Consider the following 21,128-nt stretch of genomic DNA (forward strand, 5'->3'; position numbering starts at 1 on the left):
CCAAAAACTTTGGCATTAAAGGTGAAAATCAACTAACTCTATTATGCGATTAAAAGCGAGGCGATTGAGGAGGAAAATACGGCCCATAAAGGAGTCACAGTCTTAATGACGAATGACGCGATTACGGTAGGGATTCACTCAGCTCCCCTCACTTCGGCCGTACACAAAAAAGAGCGCTAATACGGCATTGGTACGTGCGTGCTTCGTGGAGTGCGATCCGCTCGCAGAGGGAGGGACAAAAAGAAAAACTACCTAATTACCAGCGGGTATGCTCTCTCTATCTAAAATGCGTGCTAGGCGATACGCCAAGGAAAGGGCCGTGCAGAGAACACGCATTGGATGGCCTACCAGAATTACAGAGCTCCTCGGGCTATGCGTTCTCCCAGATCTATGCAAGGTGCTAGGGGTGTTTTATTAAATGACGAGAGGAGAAGGGAGGGGGAAAAAAAAAGAAGAGAGAATCACGTACTTGAGTAACTATCGTGTGAGGCGTACTCGTCGGCAAATTCGCTAGCGAGAAAAGCGTGGTAGGTCTGGCGCGCAGCAACTAATTTTTCACTGGTTAACGTCTCCATACGCAATAGATGGATAGAGACGCCGATAGCAATAAGTAACAGGCTGATACGCGCCGGAAGGACGGGAACGAGCCAGGCTGATAATGCCATGCCGCCCCACATGACGATCAGAGCGTTAATTTTCGAACGAGTCGACATGGCGCGTGCGTGACGATACTGATAAATGTAGGGGCCATATCTCGGATGCGTCATCAGCCACCGATACAAACGGCGTGATCCACGCATAAAACAGGCCGCAGTGAGCAGCCAAAAGGGCACCGTTGGCAGAACTGGGATGAAAATCCCCAGAAAACCTAGAGCGAAAAAGAAGCAACCTAACGCGGCATATATTGCGCGCGCGATCTGCCCTACCATCTATGCCATGCCTTCTTAACCGTTAATGCGGGCAGCTCTTTCTGGAAGCGGCGCAGATAGCCTGCAAAATCAACAGCGCTAGCGCGTGTAAAAGCGATTCGAAGCATCATGAGGGCTCCCGATCCGCCTGTGTGATTGGTCGGCTGACGCGCTCGCTAATCTGTGTAAAATCGGGCAGTTCAACCTGAGAGGTCGGGCGGCGATAGAGGCGAAAACGGTAAGGCAAACCAGTTTTTGACGTATGCCAACCTGCTGTTGGGCTGGCGGCAATACACGACCAGGTATCCGGGATTGGCGGGGCAAATACGTCAGCATCCGGAACGTCAATATCAATATCGGTTACTACCAGGGCATCTGCCAGCGGTAATGCGGCATGGTAGAGCTGAGCTCCGCCAATGATCCACGCCCGTTGGCTGTCGGCTGCTTTGGCGAGTGCAATCGCTTCCGGCAGTGATCTGGCATGCTGCGCTGGCGCGCAAATCTGCTGTGAACTGCGGCTAACTACGATATTTAGACGATTCGGTAACGGCTGATATTTTCCCAAGGAATCCCACGTTTTTCGCCCCATAATGACGGGATGTCCGGTAGTGAGATGCCGAAAGAACGCCATATCTTCGGGCAGATGCCAGGCCAAAGTGCCATCACGCCCCAGGGCGCGGTGGCGGGCCTGAGCCCAAATCATGGCGAGCACAGCTACACCGCCACCGGAGCAGAGATCGCTGGATGGTGTTGGTATCCCTGCGAAGCGCGAATATCGTCCATCTCATAGTCAAAAATGGACGCTGCCTTACGTAACTCTAAGGTGGGGAAGGGGTAGGGTTCACGGCTGAGCTGTTCGCGCACCTGCTCAATGTGGTTGGTGTAGATATGGCAGTCGCCGCCGGTCCACACGAAATCCCCCACAGCTAAATCGCACTGCTGGGCAACCATGTGCGTCAACAGCGAATAGGACGCAATATTGAATGGAACGCCAAGGAATAGATCTGCTGAGCGCTGGTAGAGCTGGCATGAGAGAGTCCCATTAGCAACGTAGAATTGGAAAAAGGCATGGCACGGTTGGAGCGCCATACGAGGTAGGTCAGCGACGTTCCACGCCGAGACGATAATGCGGCGTGAATCCGGATTCGTCTTAAGCATGTCAATAACCTGGGCAATTTGATCGATATGCTCTCCGCTGGGGGTCGGCCAGGAACGCCACTGATAGCCGTAGACTGGCCCGAGATCGCCATTTTCGTCGGCCCACTCATCCCAGATAGTGATACCTTGTTCGTGGAGCCAGCTAATATTCGTATCCCCGCGCAAGAACCATAACAACTCACCTTTAACGGCCTTCATTGCGACGAATTTCGTCGTCAATCGGGGAAACCCCTCATTCGCAAGGTCATAACGCAGTTGACGACCGAAGACGGATAACGTGCCAGTACCTGTGCGGTCGCCCTTATGTGTGCCGTTCGCGAGAACGTCGGCGAGGAGATCTTCATATTGCCTATTGATGTGGACCATAGCGTCAGTGTAAACCACGTCAGTTAATTCGAGGCAGCTCGGCGCTGGGCTAATTCCGTATTGACGAGATCAGTATCCTCAGCAATGAACTTTGCGATATGGCTGATAGCAGTTTTTTCGATACGTTTGCCGAACAACGGGATATTGACGGAGATCTCGCCAGTGATTTTTGCGGGCGTGGTCGCTCCTGCGTTGGCGGCAATGAGATCAATATGCGCGCGAACGGGTGCGCCATGAACCTGCACGTGATAATCAATCGCCGCCCCGTCACCGATTGGGCGTGTCGTACCACATACCTCAACCGTGAGGGGGTGAGAGATAACAGATTTGGCAATTGAGGGTAGCTGGGCGTTATCGACGGTTATGCTCCAGGTATGCGTCTGTGAACTGCGAGAATAGGTGATTTCTCCCTGATGCCCCAGGCGTTCAGCGCGCCGGAGAAGCAACTCGCGGGAAACCAGCACCTCAATAACATCGTCAAGCGGGCCAATGTAACTCGTCTCTGATTCGAATTTCATAATTCTATTCAACACGATTCCTGACTATTGTGGGAAGCGTGCCTACGCTGTCGAAAATTCTTGCTCGCGAAGCAACGCTCACTGAGCCTCAGGAAGATTGGCTTCATCAACTGACGGGTGATTGGCAAATCATCGCCGATATCACCTTCTCTGACCTGGTTCTTTACATTCGTGGTGCGAAGGCTCCGGTTGCTGTCGCGCAGGCGCGCCCGGCGACGGCACACACTGTGTACCGCACCGATCAGGTGGGATTTCCGCCTCCGGAAAAGATTATTGCTGACGTTGAGCGCGTGCTGGATCATTGCGAGTCTGTTGCTGATGAGGACGAAGTATCGCTCATACGTATTGTTCCGGTTCGGTTCAAGAAGGACGTTATTGCGGCGATGGCTATTGTTTCTGCTCGCCGTGCCGATCGGGTGCCGTCGCAGGCATTAGCAAATTATGAAGCGATTGCGCACACTCTTATTGAGATGGTGACGCGGGGAGAATTTCCGGCAGAGAATTCACCGACAGGCTATCGTCACGGCACTCCGCGCGTGCCTGATGGTCTAGTTCATGTGGATGCCGATGGAGTGGCAAAATATGTCTCGCCAAATGCGGTATCGCATTTTCGACGCTTTGGAATTGAAGAGCCGATTCTAGGTTCGGTCCTCGCGGAACAGGTGAGCAATCGGATAGAAACGGCTGGTCAGGTTGACGAAGCCTTGCCCCTAGTGCTGATGGGTCGAGCTTCGTGGATGGCTGAAGCCGAGGCGCATGGCGTTGTTATTTCTCTGCGGGCGGTACCGTTGCATCGCGGGGCTGAGCGCCTGGGCGCGGTGATTTTGTGCCGGGATATTACCGAGTTGCGCCGGCAAGAACGGGAGCTGATTTCAAAGGATTCCACGATTCGCGAGATCAACCATCGGGTGAAGAACAATTTGCAGACGGTTTCGGCTCTCTTGCGGATGCAGGCGCGCCGTGCGGATTCCTCAGATACCCGCAGTGCTTTGGAGACGGCACAACGCCGTGTGGCGACAATCGCCGTCGTGCACGAAAAATTATCCCAAACCATCAATGAAGTGGTGGATTTTGATTCGGTATTTGTGCCGGTATTACGCATGGTTCGCGATGCGGCAGTGACGGAGGAGCCAGTAATCGCCACATTCCACGGCACTTTTGGGATGGTTCGGGCGGAACAAGCGACGGCGTTGGGCGTTGTGATGAACGAGATCATCTCTAACGCGATTGAGCATGGTCTGCCTAACGGAGGGCGAATAGATATTACTGCCCAGCGCGAGGGCAATCATCTGCATATCACAGTGGCGGATAACGGAATCGGCGTAGGACCGCAGGGGCCGCGCCCAGGCTTAGGGATGCAGATCGTCAAGACGATGGTCAATGCAGAATTAAAAGGAAATATTGAGTGGTCTGCGAATGAGGGCGGAGGTGTGTGCGTCGATCTCGACTTGCATATCCGTTCGTTCTAGGTGCAAAGAACCGTCGCTTATGGCGAGAGGGCAATAGGTAGCTAGAAAATACGGAAATACGCGGGGTGTATCGCATGCGAAGTAAAACGACGCCCACGCTATCGCAGGCTGATTAGCCAGTATGTTGAATGGTGGTCGATTACGGGTGCGGCCAAGCGCTGGTGATACATTGTGGCAGCCTGTTAGCGGTATGCGTTATATAACTGAGGGCCTCCCATCATAGGGAAGCCCTGTTGTTTTTGTTGAATCGCCTTGCTGCGGCACATTCAGAGTTGAAGCGATAGCGCGCAAAATTGCGTGTTGCTTGCAGCTATCTACTATCCGGCTTGGATGTGTGGCGGCTCATCTCAGGAAAGCACACCATGCGCGATGGATTTCACCGAGATACAGCAGCGTGCCCTAACGGCGAGCGCGGGCAGTGCGGCGCTTAAGAGTGCGGCGCTCATCTTCAGACATGCCGCCCCATACGCCAGCGTCTTGGTTGTTATCCAACGCCCACTTCAAGCAGGTTTCTTGGACAGTGCATGTGGCACAGACAGCTTTGGCGCGTTCTACCTGAGCCATAGCCGGACCAGAAGAACCAATAGGGAAGAACAGTTCTGGGTCTTCGTTCAGGCAGGCAGCCCAATGACGCCAATCCATTGGAGTCTCTCCTCACGCTCGGGTAATAATGCGTATTTAGTGCAGAGTATGACGGTTATTCACCTGCACCTTTCCATATTCGAGCGGTAAGCTGCAGTGGCAAATTAGCCGTACATATACGCTCTACACCTTCGCAGGTTTTAGCTGCCGGGTAAAGAGGTAAAACTGTGATTCTCACCTACATATCGCCAGGTCATGTGATTGCGCACACGAGTAGTCCAACTCAGAACGTGTACGATAGATACCAGGAGATAGCCACCAGAGATGAGCGCCATCGTCATCGCCAACTCCTTAACTGGAATGTGGAAAGGCATCCGCGCGTCAAAGCCGGGGAGGTAGACGGCAACAAACGTGCCGGCAATGCCTAACGCCACGCCAGCAATGAGGAAGGTAATGAGCACGAGGGCAGAGTGAATGATATGCATAACCCCGATACGTTCCACGCTCAATCCATGCGAACGCAAGATTCGTACTTGCGCGGCATACCCCAGCGCAGAACGAATAGCGAAAAATGCTGTGCTGACGAAGATAACACACCACATAATGTGCGCTGTTCCAAACACGTGACCCATATCGATATGCTCAGCAGCCAGAGGTTGAGCTAAGGATATATCGAAGCTATGTTCTGATTCGCTGTTTGTATGGTCGCCCGCGTTGAGGGAAACGCTGTGTAGAACAGTATTTAAGTCGAGATAGGATTCAGCGATATTGTGGCGCGCACTACCGGTGAGAGTGAGCCAGTATTCGCTAATTGGGATATCTGCCATCAGGGATTCGCGCGAGACTAAGGGGATTGGTACACGCGCATTGCGAACGCTCAGATTTACGTGATAGCCGATGTTATGCAGCGTAAAGGTTATTGGCATTTTTTCTGCGGTAGCGGGGGAGTCTTCGGCGGGGAAGAGAATCGTTCCAGAGAGATCGTCAGGGTCAACTCCGAAGAATTCAGCAGCTTGGTGGGGGTCAACAATGTAAATCGGCCCTAATGCCTCATTCGTTTCGCTATTGGTTGCGCCATCTAGTTCAGCGAGGGCGAGCCGACGTGATGCCCCTGTCCAGGTGTTGAGAGCTGTCGTCTGCCCAGCACTCAACCCGGAATCGACCGTAGCGTGGACGGCAATATCGTAACTATCGTTGCTGATTGGTGAACGCATTCCGGCTGACGAGGTTTGTGCCGCGGTTATCGCTGCAATAAGGATTAAAAACACCCATAGGCACAGTGCCTGCAGAGCGGATTGCCGAGTACGAGAGAGCAGGGTGATCCGAGTATCCGTCAGGATAAATCGAGTAAAAATGCGATGTAAGACGATTGCCAATAGGAAAGCGAAGATCGTAAGTGCAAAATATCCGACTGCATGGATTGCCAAAGTCTGCACAGAGCACCCTGGATAGCCGAAAAGCGGCATTTCAATCGAGATATGCAGCAACAGCGCGCCAAGTATGCCGCCCCCTACTACAACGGTAAAGGCTTTGACTGCCACGCTGCGAATAGCCGTGCTATGGGCTACATAGCAGGAAATTCCGCCTCCGAGAATTGCGCAGGCAAAAGTAGCACATAGCGCGAGAATGACTGCGCCTAAGGTGCCGTGAAGCGGTGGGGGTAAAAAGAAAGCCGCCGGAGAGGAAGCAAAATTGGCCATAATGACTGCCGTTATTGCGTAACCACAGAGCAGCCCTACTGCACACGAAATCCCCCACAGTATCAGGGATTCACGAATAAATATCCCTGCTATTCGGGCAGTTGCACGGCCGTGCGCGTGGTTGATTCGCACGTCATCTTTGCGGGTTTGACCAGCCCAGATGAAACCAAAAACGATAAGACATAGGGCAGTGAACCCTCCAGTTGCAATAACCCACAGCCGTGGTGCAAGGACTTGGCGTACTGCCGAGGATTCGTATTTCACTTCGTTGGTTAGCCGCTCGGCGTTAGTAATAGCGAGCGTATCGGGGACGGCTAGCACCTCCTGGAGGAGCTGAGAGCGCGAATACCCAGGGGCGCGCCGCACCTCGATACCGCCGGTCATGGAATCGCCTGTTTGATAAGCCAAATAATCGTCGGCAGGAGGAATCGTGGAGAGGATCTCAAGGCCGGTTTCTAGTTGATCTCGCAACGGGGAGCGGGCATAAATTCCGGTGATGTTGAGCTTTTGGGCAAGCCGATCCTCCAAAACTGTAATACTTTGCCCGACGGTGACGTTCAGTTGTTCAGCAACGTGATAGCTGATAGCTACCTGGTTTGGGGAAGTCGGGAACGATCCAGAAAGTAAATGCTGGGTGCGTAGCGAAGCGGGCGGCAATGTTCGCATATTGGCGACGAGGTGTTCCTCAAGGAATAGCAGATCAACTGGACGCGAAGCATCGACGTACACTTCGCGTACTGACGGCAACTGGGAAATATCTTTGGCGACGTCAAGTGCCGGACGATTCTCGGAATATACCAAGACGTCAGAGTTAGGGACAGAGCGTTTGGCAGAAAAATCGACTGCTTGATCGCCGTATCCGCGCAGTACTTCTGAGGTGAACACCAAAATACACAGGTAGCACATGGCGCACGCAGCGAGAAGATAGCTGCGCCAGTTGTGTTCCAATGATGCCCGTAACACTAGCAAACATCCCCACGTAGGGCAGAGAGTGCAGAATAGATTGCGGTCAGATCTGGCGTATGTAGCTCTCCGGCGACGCGCTCGTCATCTAGCACAATAACGTGGTCGGCATGACTGGCGCACACAGGATTCCTGGTTAGCGCGAGAACCGTCATATCTAGTTCTCGAACGCAAAGCCGTAGGAGGGCCGTCAGGGATTCTAAATCCCGAGAATTCAGGTGTGCTGCTGGTTCTTCACAGACGATAACAGAGCGGCCAGCTAATGCCAGCGAAGCCAAGGCAACCCGCTGTCGTTCCAGAACAGTTAACGCGTCAGGATAGTAGGAAAGTAAGGAGCGGATAGCGAATAGGTCAAGCACTCGTTCGTAGGATTCGGTGCTGACAGGTTGGCGGTTTATACGTGCCGGAAAGACGAGATTAGCTGCGACGGTTAACGAAGGCAGGAGGTTATGAGTGGGATATAACAAACCGAGGGTGCGTTGACGCAACACGTCACATCCTCTGGTGCTCACACGTGACACATCCACATCGGCAACCGTGATCGTGCCAGAATCTGGCGTATCGTATCCGGCAATGAGTGCCATCAGCATCGTTATCGTTGCTGGCGCTGAGCCGAGCACCATAGTTAAGGATTGGGCGTGGGCAGTGAAACTGACGTCATCGAGTACGATGCCGTATTCGCGCCCTAAACTGCCGGTCTTGCGAACGTACTCTAAGTGGATCATCAGGGTTCCATTTCCTTGTATTTGTGGTGCTATCGCGTATGCGTAAGAGGTCTAAGGCTCGCTATTGGAGTAGGAAAAGCCGAGTGAAGAAAGATGAGCTCTCCTCGGAAAGTGAATACGATACATGGCGCCGGTAGTGCTCGGGGCGTGCTCGCTAGTTCACATCTCCGGGTCGCACTAATCCTGCTTCGTACGCTAAAACCACCGCTTGTACGCGGTCGCGCGCGCCGAGCTTGGCGAAAATACGGCCGACGTGGGTTTTAATCGTGGCTTCAGCAATATCTAACTCTTCACCAATTTCCGTATTCGATAGACCTCGGGCCATGTGGTAGAGAACTTCGCTTTCACGAGTGGTCAATCCGGCAACGAGATCTGGATTTAACACCCGATCTTCTAGGGCTTTCTCGGCGACATAGGAGATCAGGCGTTTAGTAGATGACGGTGCAATGACCGCATCCCCGCGGTAGACAGTTCGGATAGAGTTCAACATTTCCGCTGGAGGGGCATCCTTGAGTAAGAAACCTGAGGCGCCACCACGGATTGCTCGCATGACGTATTCGTCAAGATCGAATGTCGTTAGGATAATAACTTTCGGGCGTACTCCGTGGGGAAACTCAGTTTCGCTGATCCGTTCCGTACATTCCAGGCCATCCATGCCTGCCATGCGAATATCCATCAAAACGATGTCAGCGGGGACTAATGCAAGCCGGTCCAGGGCCTGTTTACCATGCGACGCCTCCATCACGGTTTGCATATCAGGCTGAGAATCAATCACCATCGCAAAGCCGCTGCGCACTAGGTCTTGGTCATCAACGAGTGCAACGCGAATCTTTTCACACATGCTTCGTCCTTTTCTCTGAGGTTGGGATTGTCGCAGTTACTCGGAAGCCACCACCGGCTTGTGGGCCAGCGGTAACGGTTCCGTCAAAAATAGCGGCGCGCTCATTCATGCCGATAATGCCGTGCCCTTTTCCGTCGTTATATGCGGCAGCGCCTCGGCCGTTGTCTGAGACGGTCAGGATAACTTCGTTGGTGCGCCAATGGAGGGCCACCGTGATATGTGCTTGGGGGCCGGCATGTTTCAAGGCATTTGTGAGGGCTTCTTGGCAGATACGGAATAGAGCATTTCCAGCACCGACGGGTAATGAGCGCGATTGGCCGGTTTGGACGTAGGAGATTGAACGTCCTGATTCGCGGATACGATCAGTCATATCTTTGACGTCGGCGTCAATCGGTTGCGGGGCTAATGGCGCACTCAGATCGTCGGGATCGCGTAGAACGCCGATGATAGAGCGAATATCTGCCAGTGCGGCACGGGACATATCAGCAATAACTTCTAGGGATCGTTGTGCTGCTTCGGGGTTCATTGCGGCAACGTAGCGCCCACCGTCAGCTTGAGCGATCACAATGGAGAGCGTATGGGCAACGATGTCATGCATCTCGCGGGCAATTTGGGTGCGTTCGTTAATGACTGCCAGTTCGGCTTCGCGTTCCGCATCGCGTTGAGCGCTTTCAGCTTGATGAATCAGCGATTGCACATGACTTAGTTGCTGCCAGCGTGCAATGGCCATAGCGGCGGTGGCGATGACGACGGCTTGCATTGTCGCCATGATGAAAAGAAAAGAGAAGATAGATCCAGATATTCGGGGATCCATGATGGTTAACAGGCCTGCTCCGAGCATTGCCCCGCCGATAGCTGGGTAACGGGCAGATCGTGGTGCGTAGACCACTACTGCATATAAGGCTAGGAGGACGGCGACGTCGTGCAGAAAAACCTGATAGGGGAAAAGGATGAACCGCACGAGGGCAGCAAGATAGACCGCGATTCCAGCGGGCAGTGCATGGGTGCGCCGCAGGAGAGTACCCAGAACTTGCACGCATACCACGACGCCCCAGATGGCATATTTGGTAAGGCTTACTGCTGGTGCGGTGCCCGCGTCAGCAAAACCAAGAAACATGATGAACAGCGCGAGTGCGAGATCTGCTAGCGAGATCCCTTTCCAGGTAGTAAAGCTGTTCATGCGTCTAGGGTACGTAAATTTTGATGATTGTGGCAGCTTATCCTGTGCGACTAGAGGCGGAGCAAAGAGCTATCAGCCGCACGGTTTAGTGCATGTGCTACCGGCAAAACAGTGCTAAAGAGGCAGGGGCATGACCTGTGGCGAAGTAGTGAAGTTTTATAGCGAGGTATGACCAGTGGCGCGCCCGATAGCGCCGTAAAGGACGCAACAGTGCCACTTTGTGTAAGAAAACTGAAAACGCGAAGTGAGAAAAGCGCAGGAGCGTCAAACAGAAAAAGAAGACGGCGAGGGCGCGCGGATTGTGGATGCTCGTTAACGGGCGCGCGTATATGAGGAAGAATATGCATGTGAAAGATTTGAGTTTTGCTGCTGCCCAGGAACGATGGAATGAGCTAGCGCCGCGATTACATGCGGCCCAGGATGCGTACTATCTGACTGGGGAAACGACGATGGTTGACGCAACCTATGATGAGTTGATCGGGCAGATGCGTCACTTAGAGGAGGAATATCCGCAACTGTGGAATCCACAGTCTCCCACCATGCGGGTTGGCGCAAAGTCTCAACGTACTGGCACAGATGTGCGTCATCGCCAACGTATGTATTCCTTGCAAGATGTGTTTTCGCGTCATGAGCTAGCAAATTGGTATGACTCGACGGTGAAAAATTTATCGGATACTCCGCGGTTTACGGCGGAAGTCAAAATTGATGGGGTTGCCGTCAGTCTGACCTACCGCGATGGCGTGCTTATTCAGGCTGCTACCCGTGGTGATGGAATTACCGGAGAAGACGTTACGGATAATGCGCGGGTTATTAGCTCCATACCGCTGCAATTAACCGGAGAAAATCATCCGACAATCGTTGAGATTCGTGGCGAGATCTTCTTCCCGCGGGCTGCGTTCGAGCAGTACCACGAATTACTGGATGAGCGAAATGCACAAATCGAGCAGCGCAATAAGGAAATTGAGGCGTTCAACCGAAACCGCAATCGGATGGCGAGCGAGCAGCGAAGCCGGAGTACAGATAGCGCCGATACGGCGGATATACCAGCTCGGGTTGAGCGCATGAGCTTGCTGAAGTCCTTTGTCAATCCGCGCAATGCGGCTGCCGGGATATTGCGTCAAAAAGAAAATAACAATGATTATGCCTTGCGTAGTTTGGCCTTTATTGCACATGGAGTAGGTGCTGTCGAGGGGGAGAATTCGCAGTTGCGCGCGGCATTGGCAACCCAAGAAGGTGCGTACCAGACCTTTAATGACTGGGGTTTGCCGTTATCAGAACAGACGCGCACGGTTACTACGCTTGAACAGATTAATGACTTTTTGGATCGGTACGAACATGCCCGTAAATCGTTAGCACACGATTTTGATGGAGTCGTTATTAAAGTCTCTGATCGTGCCAGCCAAGATACGCTCGGATACACCTCACGTATTCCGCTATGGGCAGTGGCATACAAATATCCGCCGATTGAGGTGCAGACTCGGCTGCTCGATATTCGAGTCCAGGTTGGCAGAACCGGGCGGGTGACTCCTTATGCGGTGATGGAACCAGTATTTGTGGACGGCTCAACCGTATCGAAAGCAACGTTACATAATCCTGGGGAAGCAGCCCGTAAGAACGTCAAGATCGGCGATACCGTCATCATTCGTAAAGCTGGAGATATTATCCCTGAGGTACTCGGTCCCGTTCTTGCTGATCGTGACGGTGATGAACGAGATTTCGTCATGCCAAAACTGTGCCCCTCATGTGGGGGGCCAATCCAGCCGGCAAAGGTTGATGAAAAAGATTTTCGCTGTCTCAATACGCGCTCGTGCCCTGCCCAGCTCCTGCGTCGCGTAATCCATATCGGTTCTCGGGGTGGATTAGATATTGAAGCGCTAGGGGAAATGACTGCTCAGTGGCTCACCGATCCGGAACGCTATCGCGAGGAAGCCTTACTTGCCTTGGCAATGGGGAAAACGTTGGAATTTACCGACGAGATTGCCCTCGATTTAGAAAGTCGCGGGTGGCCGCTTGTTGCGCAGGCGCCGGCCCCAACTGTGCGGATGCAGCTTTCTCGCGAACGCCGGATAGCCTACGGGATTATTGATGAGTCAGGTACTATCTGCAATTCTGATCAGACGATTGCCCAGAGCATACAAGACGAACTGGGGATCCCGCGTCCACAACGACCACAGTTAGACACAGAGGCACGGCTCTTTGAACTGACTGCGGAGGATATGCGTGGGGTGTACACCTGGGCGCCGAGCGGCAGTGGAGCGGCCCAGACGTGGCGATATGTTCGTGCTGGATGGACGAAACCTACGTGGTATGCCCCCAATAATTCACGCACAAGCTACGAAATGAAACAGCCAAGCGTGGCAACAAAGACGCTAAAAACGATTATTGCCGAGTTGGAACGGGCGAAGACGAAGCCGTTATGGCGCAAGATTGTGGCCTTGAATATCCGTCATGTTGGGCCGGAAGCTGCCCGTTTGCTTGCTCGTAACATTCCAGATCTCCACGAGATTATCGCAACTGGTCGTGCCCAGATTGCTCAGGGAGAAGAGCCATTCGCTGATATGAAAGGTATCGGAGAGATAATCGGTCAATCGCTACTGGATTGGTTTGATGAGCCGTGGCATCAGGAAATCATTTCGACGTGGAGTGCATGTGGGGTGCGTTTTAACGATCGAGAGCCAGCAAAAGCGGGCGTTTCTCGTCAACGGCAAGCAGAAGAAAATGACGCAATACCTGGCTTAGAGCTGCCCAATATGGATCAGGATTCGGCAACGGATGGAGAAACTGGTGTTGCGGCGTACCTTGCGCAGGTCATACCAGACTCGTTGGCGGGTATGAACGTCGTCGTGACGGGAACGATTACCCATTGCACCCGTGATGATGTGCGTGAGTTAGTGGAGGCAGCGGGGGCAAACTTCACCACGTCAGTTTCCGGAAAGACTACCGTCGTCGTTACCGGATCAAAGCCAGGCGCGAGTAAGCTGACGAAGGCGCAGACCCTGGGTATTCCGGTGTGGAGTGAAGCAGAATTCCTTTCCCGTATTGGTGTTGCTGGGTGAGGGTTGAGGAGTCTCGTTTGGCTCGTGGAGCAAGGTACGTGTGAAACTATGCACGTTGTAGCGGGCGCGAGCCATAACGAGCCCAAGAGCGCTAGCCCTTTTGGTAAAAGGGGAGAAGCGCTTTAGCGAACTCGAACTGGACGCCAAGAGATACGCCTGTAAGCGGAACTTTGTTTGGAAATCCGCGGTGCAGTTCAGGCGGATAGATCCGCGCGGGCAACACGGATAAAACTTAACGAGCAGAGCAGGTCTAGATAAGCGGTGCTAAGGGGCGTAGGATTCGCTCGGTAATGCGGGCGATGCGATCTCGCTTATCCCATTTTTCCGCGGTTAGCTCGTGTGAGTTCGTCAGATCCAAGGCGAAGATCTCTTCCATCAGCGCGGCGAAGTTGTGGTCAAAAACCTCGACGTTCACCTCAAAATTGCCTGCCATAGATAGCCGATCAATATTTGTTGTTCCGACGGTTGACCAGATTCCATCAACGGTCATCGTCTTAGCGTGAATCATCGCTTGTTCATAGCGGAAGATTCGTACACCAGCATGGAGAAGATCGCCGTAGTGAGGGCGGCCAACCCAATCAGCAACAATATGGTTGGAATACTGTGGCAACAGGACGCGCACGTCAACACCGCGGTGAGCTGCTTTCTTGAGCGCATGCAAGATTGCTCGATCCGGCACAAAATATCCCATCGTGATCCACACCTTTTTATCAGCTCGATCAATTGCCGATAGGTAGGTGGCACGTACTGGGTAGGACTTGAACGCAGGGATATTCTGGATTGCGCGCAACTTGGAGGTCCATCGTGTTTGCCCTCGATCAGGCAGCATCGGATGGTGGCTCTTGCGATATACCGACCACATATCCACAAAGGCGTTTTCGAGTTCCCATACTTGCGGGCCAACGATCCGCAGGTGGGTGTCACGCCAGTGTTGGGCGAAGAGCCGCCCAATGTTGTAGCCCCCGACGAATCCGATAGTGGAATCGACGACTAAAATCTTGCGGTGGTCAAATCCGCGATCGCGTCCTTTTCCGGTGAAAATGCCGAGTCGGAGCAGAGGGAAACGAATAATATGCAGGTTTGGATGGTTCGGGAAGAAACGGAAGCGCGGATCTTGGTTGAGGTTGCCGAAAGTATCGATGATGAGGAATACACTCACGCCGCGACGTGCAGCAGCGATAAGCTCTTCGCGGAACATGTAGCCCACATCGTCGGCCTTGAAAATATACATCTCAAAGTAGATTTGATAGCGGGCTTCCCGGATTGCGGTGAGCATATCGGTGTAGAGATCCTCGCCGTAGGTGTAGACGGTTAATTCCGAGTCGGAGACGCAGACGCTCCGAGGCTCCATCGTCGGGAATTCTCCGGTGGTAGGGTTGCGGCGCTTACGGTGCTCATCAACGGCAATCACGGCAGCAATAGCGGCAGCTTGAGCGGCGAGAACGCCAGCGATTCCCCATTTTGTTGCCTTTTTCAGGCCGGTGCTGTTCATATTGCGGAATCGTGACATGTGTTCATCCTACCCAAAGTATTACACTGAACGACATGTCGATATTTTCTGAAGAAGAAGTCGCCCGTCTGGCTGACTTAGCACATATCGCGTTGACACCGCAGGAAACCGTGAAATTTACGACGGAGCTCAATGAGATTGCCGAAAAAATGAGTAAGGTTTCTGAGATTGTCACTGACGATATTCCGATGACCTCCCATCCGATCCCCTTACAGAATGTGTGGCGTGAGGATGATGAGATTCAAGAGGTGGATATTGAGGCCGTTTTGGCGTCAGCGCCGGCACATGAGGATGGCAAATTTATGGTGCCACCGATCCTAGGGGAGGATGCATGAACACGCTATTGAAGCTCAGTGCGTGCGAGTTAGCGCAGAAGCTGCGGGCAGGAGAAATCACCTCAGAGGAATTGACGCGGGCGTGTTTAGATCGAATCGCCCAGACGAATGAGAAGCTCAATACTTTCTTGTTCGTTGACGAGGAAGGCGCATTGGAGGTTGCTCGCAGTGTTGACGCCGATCGCGCGGCCGGGCGGGAACTGCCGCCGTATGCGGGTGTGCCGGTAGCAATCAAGGATAATATGTGCAATCGCGGGCGTCCGACGACCTGTGGGTCAAAGATGCTGGAAGGTTGGCTTGCGCCATACGACTCGACAGTGGTGGCTAACCTCAAGGCTGCTCGTTTGCCGATTGTGGGCCATACGAATATGGACGAGTTCGCAATGGGTTCTTCTACGGAGAATTCTGCCTTTGGTCCGTCGGTTAATCCGTGGGGGGAGAATTTGATTCCTGGCGGGTCCGGCGGTGGGTCGGCGGCTGCGGTGGCAGCGTTCCAGGTTCCGTGGGCATTGGGTTCGGATACGGGTGGTTCTATCCGTCAGCCGGGAGCTATGACGGGAACTGTCGGTACGAAGCCAACCTATGGCAATATCTCGCGCTATGGAATCGTCGCTTTGGCTTCCTCGCTCGATCAGGCCGGGCCGGTTGCCCGCAATGTGATGGACGCGGCGGTATTGCAGGAGATTTTGTCGAGCTATGATCCCAATGATTCAACTTCGTTGCCACATCCGGCGGATCACCTCGTTGAGGCGACGCAGGATGGGGCAAACACTGAAGATCTGACGGGTGTGAAGATCGGTGTGGTAAAAGAGATCGAATCTGAGGGTTGCGAGGCTGGCGTGATGGCGGTCTTTGATGAGGTCGTCCGTAAACTTGTTGCCCGCGGTGCGGAAGTTGTGGAGATTTCATGCCCGTCATTCGATGCGGCAATTGCTGCGTATTATCTGATTATGCCGGCGGAGGCCTCGTCGAATTTGGCTCGGTTTGATGGCGTTCGCTATGGAAACCGGGTAACGCCGACGGATGGTCCGGTGACTGCTGAGACGATGATGAGCGCTACGCGCGGTGCCATGTTTGGTTCGGAAGTCAAGCGCCGTATTTTGCTGGGAACGTATGCCTTATCTACCGGTCATTACGATGCGTTCTATGGTTCGGCTTTGCGGGTACGGACTTTGGTACAGCGGGATTTGGCGGCGGCTTTTGAAAAGGTTGATGTGCTCTTGACTCCCACGGCGCCTACTGTGGCTTTCCCGTTTGGGTCAAAGACGGATGACCTCATGGCCATGTACCTCAATGATTTGACGACAACTCCGGCGAACCTTGCGGGTGTGCCGGCGATGTCGGTGCCAGCCGGTTTGGCAGATGGTTTGCCCGTCGGTGTTCAAATTATTGCACCTGCGCATGAAGACGCGCGTATGTATCGAATCGGAGCGATGGTGGAAAGCTCCGCGGATCCTGCAGTGTTGCACTGCCCGGCAGGGGAGGAAGCCTAAATGGATGAATTAATGGACTTTGACGAGGTCTGCGCGAAGTACGATCCCGTTTTAGGTTTGGAATGTCACGTCGAGTTATCAACAAAGACTAAGCTTTTTGATCGTGCCCTCAATGCGTTTGGTGGGGATTCCAATACCTATACCACGCCGACTTCCTTAGGTCTGCCTGGTGCATTGCCGACGTTGAATCGGGCAGGTATTGAGTATGCGATTCGGTTGGGTCTGGCGTTGAACTGTAAGATTGCTTCCTCGTGTCGCTTTGCTCGTAAGCAGTATTTCTATCCGGATCTGTCAAAGAATTTCCAGACGTCACAGTCGGATGAGCCGTTAGCTTATGACGGCTATTTGGATATTGAGTTGGATGATGGCGAGATCTTCCGGGTGCATATTGAGCGTGCGCATGTTGAAGAAGATGCTGGCAAGAACGTCCATATGGGTGGCGATGGCCGGTTGCAGAACGCCTCGTATTCGCTGGTTGATTACAACCGCGCTGGGGTGCCGCTGGTGGAGATTGTAACTAAGCCGTTGGAGGGTGCGGGAGCTCGTGCCCCGGAAGTGGCGGCAAAGTACGTCAAAACGATTCGGGATATTGCACGGGCGATTGGTGTTTCGGAAGCTCGGATGGAGCGGGGCAATATTCGCGCTGACGTCAATGTGTCTTTGCGTCCTAGCCCAACATCGCCGTATGGAACCCGCACGGAGACGAAGAACGTTAATTCCTTTAAGGGGATTGAAGGCGCGGTTATTTACGAGATGCAGCGTCAGGGTGCGGTGTTAGAAGCTGGCGGTTCAGTGTTGCAGGAGACTCGGCACTGGATTGAGACGGAGGGAAAGTCTATCTCTGGTCGGCCTAAGTCGGATGCGGATGATTATCGCTATTTCCCGGAGCCAGATCTGGTTCCGGTTGTGCCGTCAAAGGAATTGGTGGAGTCGATTCGGGCCGCGCTTCCTGAGTTGCCGGCAGCTAAGCAGCGCCGTTTGAAGGGCGAGTGGGCAGTATCGGATCGGGAGATGCGGGACATCGTTAATGCGGATGCTGTCGATGTTATTGACGCTGCCGTGCAAGCTGGGGCGAGTCCGGCGGGGGCGCGCAAGTGGTGGATGGGCGAGTTGGCCCGTTATGCCAAGGAGAGCGGATGTGAGTTGGCAGATGTGCCGGTTACTGCGGAGCATATTGCGGAACTTGATCTGTTAGTTACTGACGGGACGCTCACCGATAAACTTGCGCGTCAGGCCTTGGAGGGCGTTTTAGCTGGTGAGGGCAGCCCTCGTGAGGTTGTTACGGCTCGCGGGCTGGAAGTGGTTTCCGATGATGCAGCTTTGGCGGCGGCAGTGGACGCAGCTTTGGCGGCGCAGCCTGACGTCTTAGAGAAGATTCGTTCTGGTAAGGTGCAAGCCGCTGGTGCGATTGTGGGAGCAGTGATGAAAGCGACGGGCGGTAAGGCTGACGCGGCGCGGGTGCGGGAGCTCATCATGGAGCGCGCACAGTAGCTAACTGTTGCTCTCGCTATCTTGGCTGTGCTGAAGCGAGCAGATATGGCTGCTGTCTGCACGCGATTGTTACCGGGAGGCTGTGACGAGTTATTACGTCACAGCCTCCCGGTTTCGTCTCTGAAACTCCAAAAAGATGCGCGCTATGAGTGAAGTTAAAACCGTGCCGAATCAATCTCGCGTAATCACTGCTACGAACTGATAATTCATTCCCACAACAGATACTCAACATCCCCAAAAACGATACGCAACACCGCATGAAGGGGGGGGGCGCAACCCGCATCACAACACTCCTTAAAGGAAACAAAGTGTTGCAATTCCAACGAGAATTCACAGGGATCTGGTGGCGCAGATCTACCACGAGTTAACGAGATATGAGCTGCTAAGCAGCGTGTGGTTGAAGTTGAAAGCTGCGTATGTGAGTGGTGTCCGTGTGCGGTAACAACTTGATTGGATCGGCAGATGGGATGGTCGGTGGTGTGAAAAAGTAGTCGAGTTTTTCGCAGGATGAAATATTCGGTAGGTGCGCAAGATTATTTGGCACAATAGCCTGGGCAAATACCTGTTCATTGAGAGGACGTCATGGTCAACGCATATCCAAGTTACGCTGTTACGCTGCGCATTGAAACAGAATATGATCCGCAAGCTACAGCAAAAGTTATTACGGCTATTTCGCGCGAAGGTGCCATGGTGACTGGCGTTGACATGGTCCGTTCTGATGAGAGCGCTTTGCTATTTGATATCACGTGTTACACCTTTGATCTCAGCCATGCAAAGTCTATTCGTGCTCAACTGGAAGAACGCGAGGGCGTGCGGGTTTACGGTATTCATGACGCGACCGTTCAGGCTCATTTGGGTGGAAAGATTGAAGTGACGCTGAAGCGTCCTTTGCGTACTCGTCAGGATTTGTCGAAGATTTATACCCCTGGGGTGGCGATGATCTGTGAGCAGATCGCTGAGGATCCAACGGTTGCGCGTCGGTTAACGATTAAGAAGAACACGGTCGCGGTGGTGACGGATGGGACGGCGGTATTAGGTTTGGGAGATATTGGCCCAACGGCTGCCTTGCCAGTGATGGAGGGAAAGGCGGCGCTATTTAAGAATTTTGCCAATGTTGATGCGTGGCCGATATGTCTTGATACGAAAGATCCAGAGGAGATTATTGCCATCGTGAAGGCGTTAGCGCCGGGGTTTGGCGGAATTAATCTGGAGGATATTTCTGCTCCACGTTGTTTTGAGATTGAGCGTCGCTTGCGTCAGGAGTTGGATATTCCGGTTTTCCATGACGATCAGCATGGCACGGCCGTTGTGGTGTTAGCAGCGCTTATTAATGCGTTGAAAGTCGTCGGGAAAAACATTGCTGACGCACGAATTGTTGTCTCTGGTGTGGGGGCAGCCGGAAATGCCATTATTCGGCTGCTAAAGCGCCAAGGTGCGCAGGATATTATTGGTGTCGGGCGTGCTGGCACTTTGGGAGCATTTCGGCGTGAGGCGGATCCTGATCGGGATTGGTTGGCGCAAAATACTAATCCGCGCCAGATTGACGGTTCGTTAAAAGAGGCTTTGCGCGGTTCGGACGTTTTCATCGGGGTGTCGGCTGGCAATATTTTGAGCGGTGAAGATATTGCGACGATGGCGCCGGGAGCTATTGTTTTCGCGTTGGCAAATCCGACGCCGGAAGTTGATCCGATTGAAGCTGGGCGGTATGCCGCGGTAGTGGCGACTGGGCGTTCGGATTATCCTAACCAGATCAATAATGTGTTGGCGTTCCCGGGGCTGTTCCGAGGTATGTTGGATGTTCGTGCTCATGAGGTGACGGATGAGATGCTGGTGGTTGCGGCAAGTGCTATTGCTAGTACCGTCAAGAAGGAAGAACTGAATGCAAACTTCATCATTCCGGGCGTATTCCATGACGAATTAGCGGATAAGGTGGCAAGTGCAATTCGTGAGGAATTCTCGCATAAACACAGCGAATTAGCGGAAAGGTCTGATCGTATCTAGCCGGGTTCTCGGTTCATATACGGTTCTCGCCACTGGTGGGGCGTGCATAGTAGGTATTGTGCACACCCCACCAGTGGCATTTGCAGTTTATGCGGGGGATTGTTTGGATTTCAGTCAATGAGCGGTGATGATGATCTGCTCGTGGTGTTGTTATACCTAGGATATTTGGGGGAGATTTTTCGATGTTTATGGGTTCTCCCTTTCGCGCCGCGGTATAGGGCGTGCGGTTTGGCAGGGAAGGCTAAGCACTGTGCGTTGGAAATTACGAGGTAGTGACGCGTGGTGAGTGAAAGGGGAACTCGCGCGACGGCGGAATAGTGGTATTTACTGGCTGGAAAGGCAATATTCCGCGGAATCTTCTAAATATCTGCCAAGAGAAAACCTGTCCACTGTAACGCGCTGTGTGCTCGCTCATAAGCTGGGAAAACGCTGTAATTTCGGTGCTTGATCCGCTTGTGAGGAGTGACACCGCGATGTGGTTTGACCATCTCGCACATTGCCTCGTAAAGTTTTTTCTTGCCGCTGAGGGAGTCAGCAAGGCGAACTGGCAAGGAATTGTCGGGCGCTGCGGATGAGCTAAGTGGCGGATCGCTTCAGCGATGTGAATCACAAGATTCAGCTTGAAATGAGTCGGAAGATTTACTACTCTGGAGAGGTTGCTCCTGAGGGGGGTGGGTCCGGTAAGGATCTGTTCTCACAGGTGAGTGTGTTGTTTGATATCTCAATAGTGTGCTAGTTTTTTATGTTTTTGTTTTCTGGTTGGTGCTGGATGTTTTGTTTGGTGCTGGCTGGGTTTTTGTGCCAGATGTTTCTGGTTTTTTGAGCTGGTTTG

The 21,128-nt window shown here is 53.1% G+C and carries 16 protein-coding genes; 6 read left to right on the forward strand and 10 right to left on the reverse strand.

The features are described from left to right. Positions 1-461: 461 nt before the first annotated feature. From ACLHIJ_RS08690 to ACLHIJ_RS08705, 4 genes are all read right to left on the reverse strand, one after another. Positions 462-929 (reverse strand): YbaN family protein, encoded by a 468-nt coding sequence (locus ACLHIJ_RS08690; RefSeq protein WP_411297299.1) that lies wholly within the window; start codon positions 927-929, stop codon positions 462-464. Between the two features lie 106 nt (positions 930-1,035). Next, positions 1,036-1,611, reverse strand: a complete 576-nt coding sequence (locus tag ACLHIJ_RS08695; RefSeq protein WP_411297316.1) for a dihydrofolate reductase — start codon at positions 1,609-1,611, stop codon at positions 1,036-1,038. A gap of 11 nt (positions 1,612-1,622) precedes the next feature. Beyond that, the gene (locus ACLHIJ_RS08700; RefSeq protein WP_411298950.1) at positions 1,623-2,432 is read right to left on the reverse strand and encodes a thymidylate synthase; all 810 of its coding nucleotides are present in this window, start codon (positions 2,430-2,432) and stop codon (positions 1,623-1,625) included. Between the two features lie 23 nt (positions 2,433-2,455). Next, positions 2,456-2,950: a DUF2505 domain-containing protein gene (locus ACLHIJ_RS08705; RefSeq protein WP_411297301.1), complete on the reverse strand. Its 495-nt coding sequence runs from the start codon at positions 2,948-2,950 to the stop codon at positions 2,456-2,458. Positions 2,951-2,988: 38 nt separating this feature from the next. Here ACLHIJ_RS08705 and ACLHIJ_RS08710 point away from each other — a divergent pair, with 38 nt between their 5' ends. Further along, positions 2,989-4,419, forward strand: a complete 1,431-nt coding sequence (locus tag ACLHIJ_RS08710) for a sensor histidine kinase (protein ID WP_411298951.1) — start codon at positions 2,989-2,991, stop codon at positions 4,417-4,419. 399 nt (positions 4,420-4,818) lie between these two features. On the opposite strand, the gene ACLHIJ_RS08715 is transcribed toward ACLHIJ_RS08710, so the two are convergent. The 5 genes from ACLHIJ_RS08715 to ACLHIJ_RS08735 form a co-directional block, all read right to left on the reverse strand. Beyond that, positions 4,819-5,061 (reverse strand): WhiB family transcriptional regulator, encoded by a 243-nt coding sequence (locus tag ACLHIJ_RS08715; RefSeq protein WP_411297303.1) that lies wholly within the window; start codon positions 5,059-5,061, stop codon positions 4,819-4,821. A 140-nt stretch (positions 5,062-5,201) separates the two neighbouring features. After that, positions 5,202-7,664 (reverse strand): ABC transporter permease, encoded by a 2,463-nt coding sequence (locus tag ACLHIJ_RS08720; RefSeq protein ID WP_411298952.1) that lies wholly within the window; start codon positions 7,662-7,664, stop codon positions 5,202-5,204. Beyond that, a complete protein-coding gene (locus tag ACLHIJ_RS08725) occupies positions 7,664-8,389 on the reverse strand; it encodes an ATP-binding cassette domain-containing protein (protein WP_411297305.1) in 726 nt (241 codons plus the stop codon). The genes ACLHIJ_RS08720 and ACLHIJ_RS08725 overlap by 1 nt, the downstream gene beginning before the upstream one ends. A 154-nt stretch (positions 8,390-8,543) precedes the next feature. Next, a complete protein-coding gene (locus ACLHIJ_RS08730; protein WP_411297306.1) occupies positions 8,544-9,230 on the reverse strand; it encodes a response regulator in 687 nt (228 codons plus the stop codon). Further along, positions 9,223-10,410 carry a sensor histidine kinase gene (locus tag ACLHIJ_RS08735; RefSeq protein WP_411297307.1) on the reverse strand — a complete coding sequence of 396 codons (1,188 nt, stop codon included), beginning with the start codon at positions 10,408-10,410 and terminating at the stop codon, positions 9,223-9,225. Before ACLHIJ_RS08735 ends, ACLHIJ_RS08730 begins: the two co-directional genes overlap by 8 nt. Before the next feature lie 341 nt (positions 10,411-10,751). Here ACLHIJ_RS08735 and ligA point away from each other — a divergent pair, with 341 nt between their 5' ends. After that, positions 10,752-13,466, forward strand: a complete 2,715-nt coding sequence (ligA, locus tag ACLHIJ_RS08740; protein WP_411298953.1) for an NAD-dependent DNA ligase LigA — start codon at positions 10,752-10,754, stop codon at positions 13,464-13,466. A 250-nt stretch (positions 13,467-13,716) separates the two neighbouring features. On the opposite strand, the gene ACLHIJ_RS08745 is transcribed toward ligA, so the two are convergent. Beyond that, on the reverse strand, positions 13,717-14,976 hold the full coding sequence (locus tag ACLHIJ_RS08745) for a phospholipase D-like domain-containing protein (protein ID WP_411297309.1): 1,260 nt from the start codon (positions 14,974-14,976) through the stop codon (positions 13,717-13,719). A 35-nt stretch (positions 14,977-15,011) separates the two neighbouring features. On the opposite strand from ACLHIJ_RS08745, the gene gatC reads away from it, so the two are divergent. The 4 genes from gatC (at position 15,012) to ACLHIJ_RS08765 (ending at position 20,296) form a co-directional block, all read left to right on the forward strand. Continuing rightward, complete coding sequence (gatC, locus tag ACLHIJ_RS08750; RefSeq protein WP_411297310.1) at positions 15,012-15,311, forward strand: Asp-tRNA(Asn)/Glu-tRNA(Gln) amidotransferase subunit GatC; 300 nt, start codon at positions 15,012-15,014, stop codon at positions 15,309-15,311. Next, positions 15,308-16,804 (forward strand): Asp-tRNA(Asn)/Glu-tRNA(Gln) amidotransferase subunit GatA, encoded by a 1,497-nt coding sequence (gatA, locus tag ACLHIJ_RS08755; RefSeq protein ID WP_411297311.1) that lies wholly within the window; start codon positions 15,308-15,310, stop codon positions 16,802-16,804. Before gatC ends, gatA begins: the two co-directional genes overlap by 4 nt. After that, on the forward strand, positions 16,805-18,295 hold the full coding sequence (gatB, locus tag ACLHIJ_RS08760) for an Asp-tRNA(Asn)/Glu-tRNA(Gln) amidotransferase subunit GatB (protein WP_411297312.1): 1,491 nt from the start codon (positions 16,805-16,807) through the stop codon (positions 18,293-18,295). A 582-nt stretch (positions 18,296-18,877) separates the two neighbouring features. Then, positions 18,878-20,296 carry an NAD-dependent malic enzyme gene (locus ACLHIJ_RS08765; RefSeq protein ID WP_411297313.1) on the forward strand — a complete coding sequence of 473 codons (1,419 nt, stop codon included), beginning with the start codon at positions 18,878-18,880 and terminating at the stop codon, positions 20,294-20,296. The last annotated feature ends 832 nt before the right edge of the window (positions 20,297-21,128 follow it).

This window comes from Trueperella sp. LYQ141, assembly GCF_046599555.1.
In the GTDB taxonomy this organism is placed as follows: Bacteria; Actinomycetota; Actinomycetes; order Actinomycetales; family Actinomycetaceae; genus Trueperella.

Coding starts and splice junctions, on each gene's coding strand:
- ACLHIJ_RS08690 (WP_411297299.1), bottom strand. CDS start 929: ATGGTAGGGCAGATCGCGCGCGCAATATATGCCGCGTTAGGTTGCTTC.
- ACLHIJ_RS08695 (WP_411297316.1), bottom strand. CDS start 1,611: ATGATTTGGGCTCAGGCCCGCCACCGCGCCCTGGGGCGTGATGGCACT.
- ACLHIJ_RS08700 (WP_411298950.1), bottom strand. CDS start 2,432: ATGGTCCACATCAATAGGCAATATGAAGATCTCCTCGCCGACGTTCTC.
- ACLHIJ_RS08705 (WP_411297301.1), bottom strand. CDS start 2,950: ATGAAATTCGAATCAGAGACGAGTTACATTGGCCCGCTTGACGATGTT.
- ACLHIJ_RS08715 (WP_411297303.1), bottom strand. CDS start 5,061: ATGGATTGGCGTCATTGGGCTGCCTGCCTGAACGAAGACCCAGAACTG.
- ACLHIJ_RS08725 (WP_411297305.1), bottom strand. CDS start 8,389: ATGATCCACTTAGAGTACGTTCGCAAGACCGGCAGTTTAGGGCGCGAA.
- ACLHIJ_RS08730 (WP_411297306.1), bottom strand. CDS start 9,230: ATGTGTGAAAAGATTCGCGTTGCACTCGTTGATGACCAAGACCTAGTG.
- ACLHIJ_RS08735 (WP_411297307.1), bottom strand. CDS start 10,410: ATGAACAGCTTTACTACCTGGAAAGGGATCTCGCTAGCAGATCTCGCA.
- ligA (WP_411298953.1), top strand. CDS start 10,752: ATGCATGTGAAAGATTTGAGTTTTGCTGCTGCCCAGGAACGATGGAAT.
- ACLHIJ_RS08745 (WP_411297309.1), bottom strand. CDS start 14,976: ATGTCACGATTCCGCAATATGAACAGCACCGGCCTGAAAAAGGCAACA.
- gatC (WP_411297310.1), top strand. CDS start 15,012: ATGTCGATATTTTCTGAAGAAGAAGTCGCCCGTCTGGCTGACTTAGCA.
- gatA (WP_411297311.1), top strand. CDS start 15,308: ATGAACACGCTATTGAAGCTCAGTGCGTGCGAGTTAGCGCAGAAGCTG.
- gatB (WP_411297312.1), top strand. CDS start 16,805: ATGGATGAATTAATGGACTTTGACGAGGTCTGCGCGAAGTACGATCCC.
- ACLHIJ_RS08765 (WP_411297313.1), top strand. CDS start 18,878: ATGGTCAACGCATATCCAAGTTACGCTGTTACGCTGCGCATTGAAACA.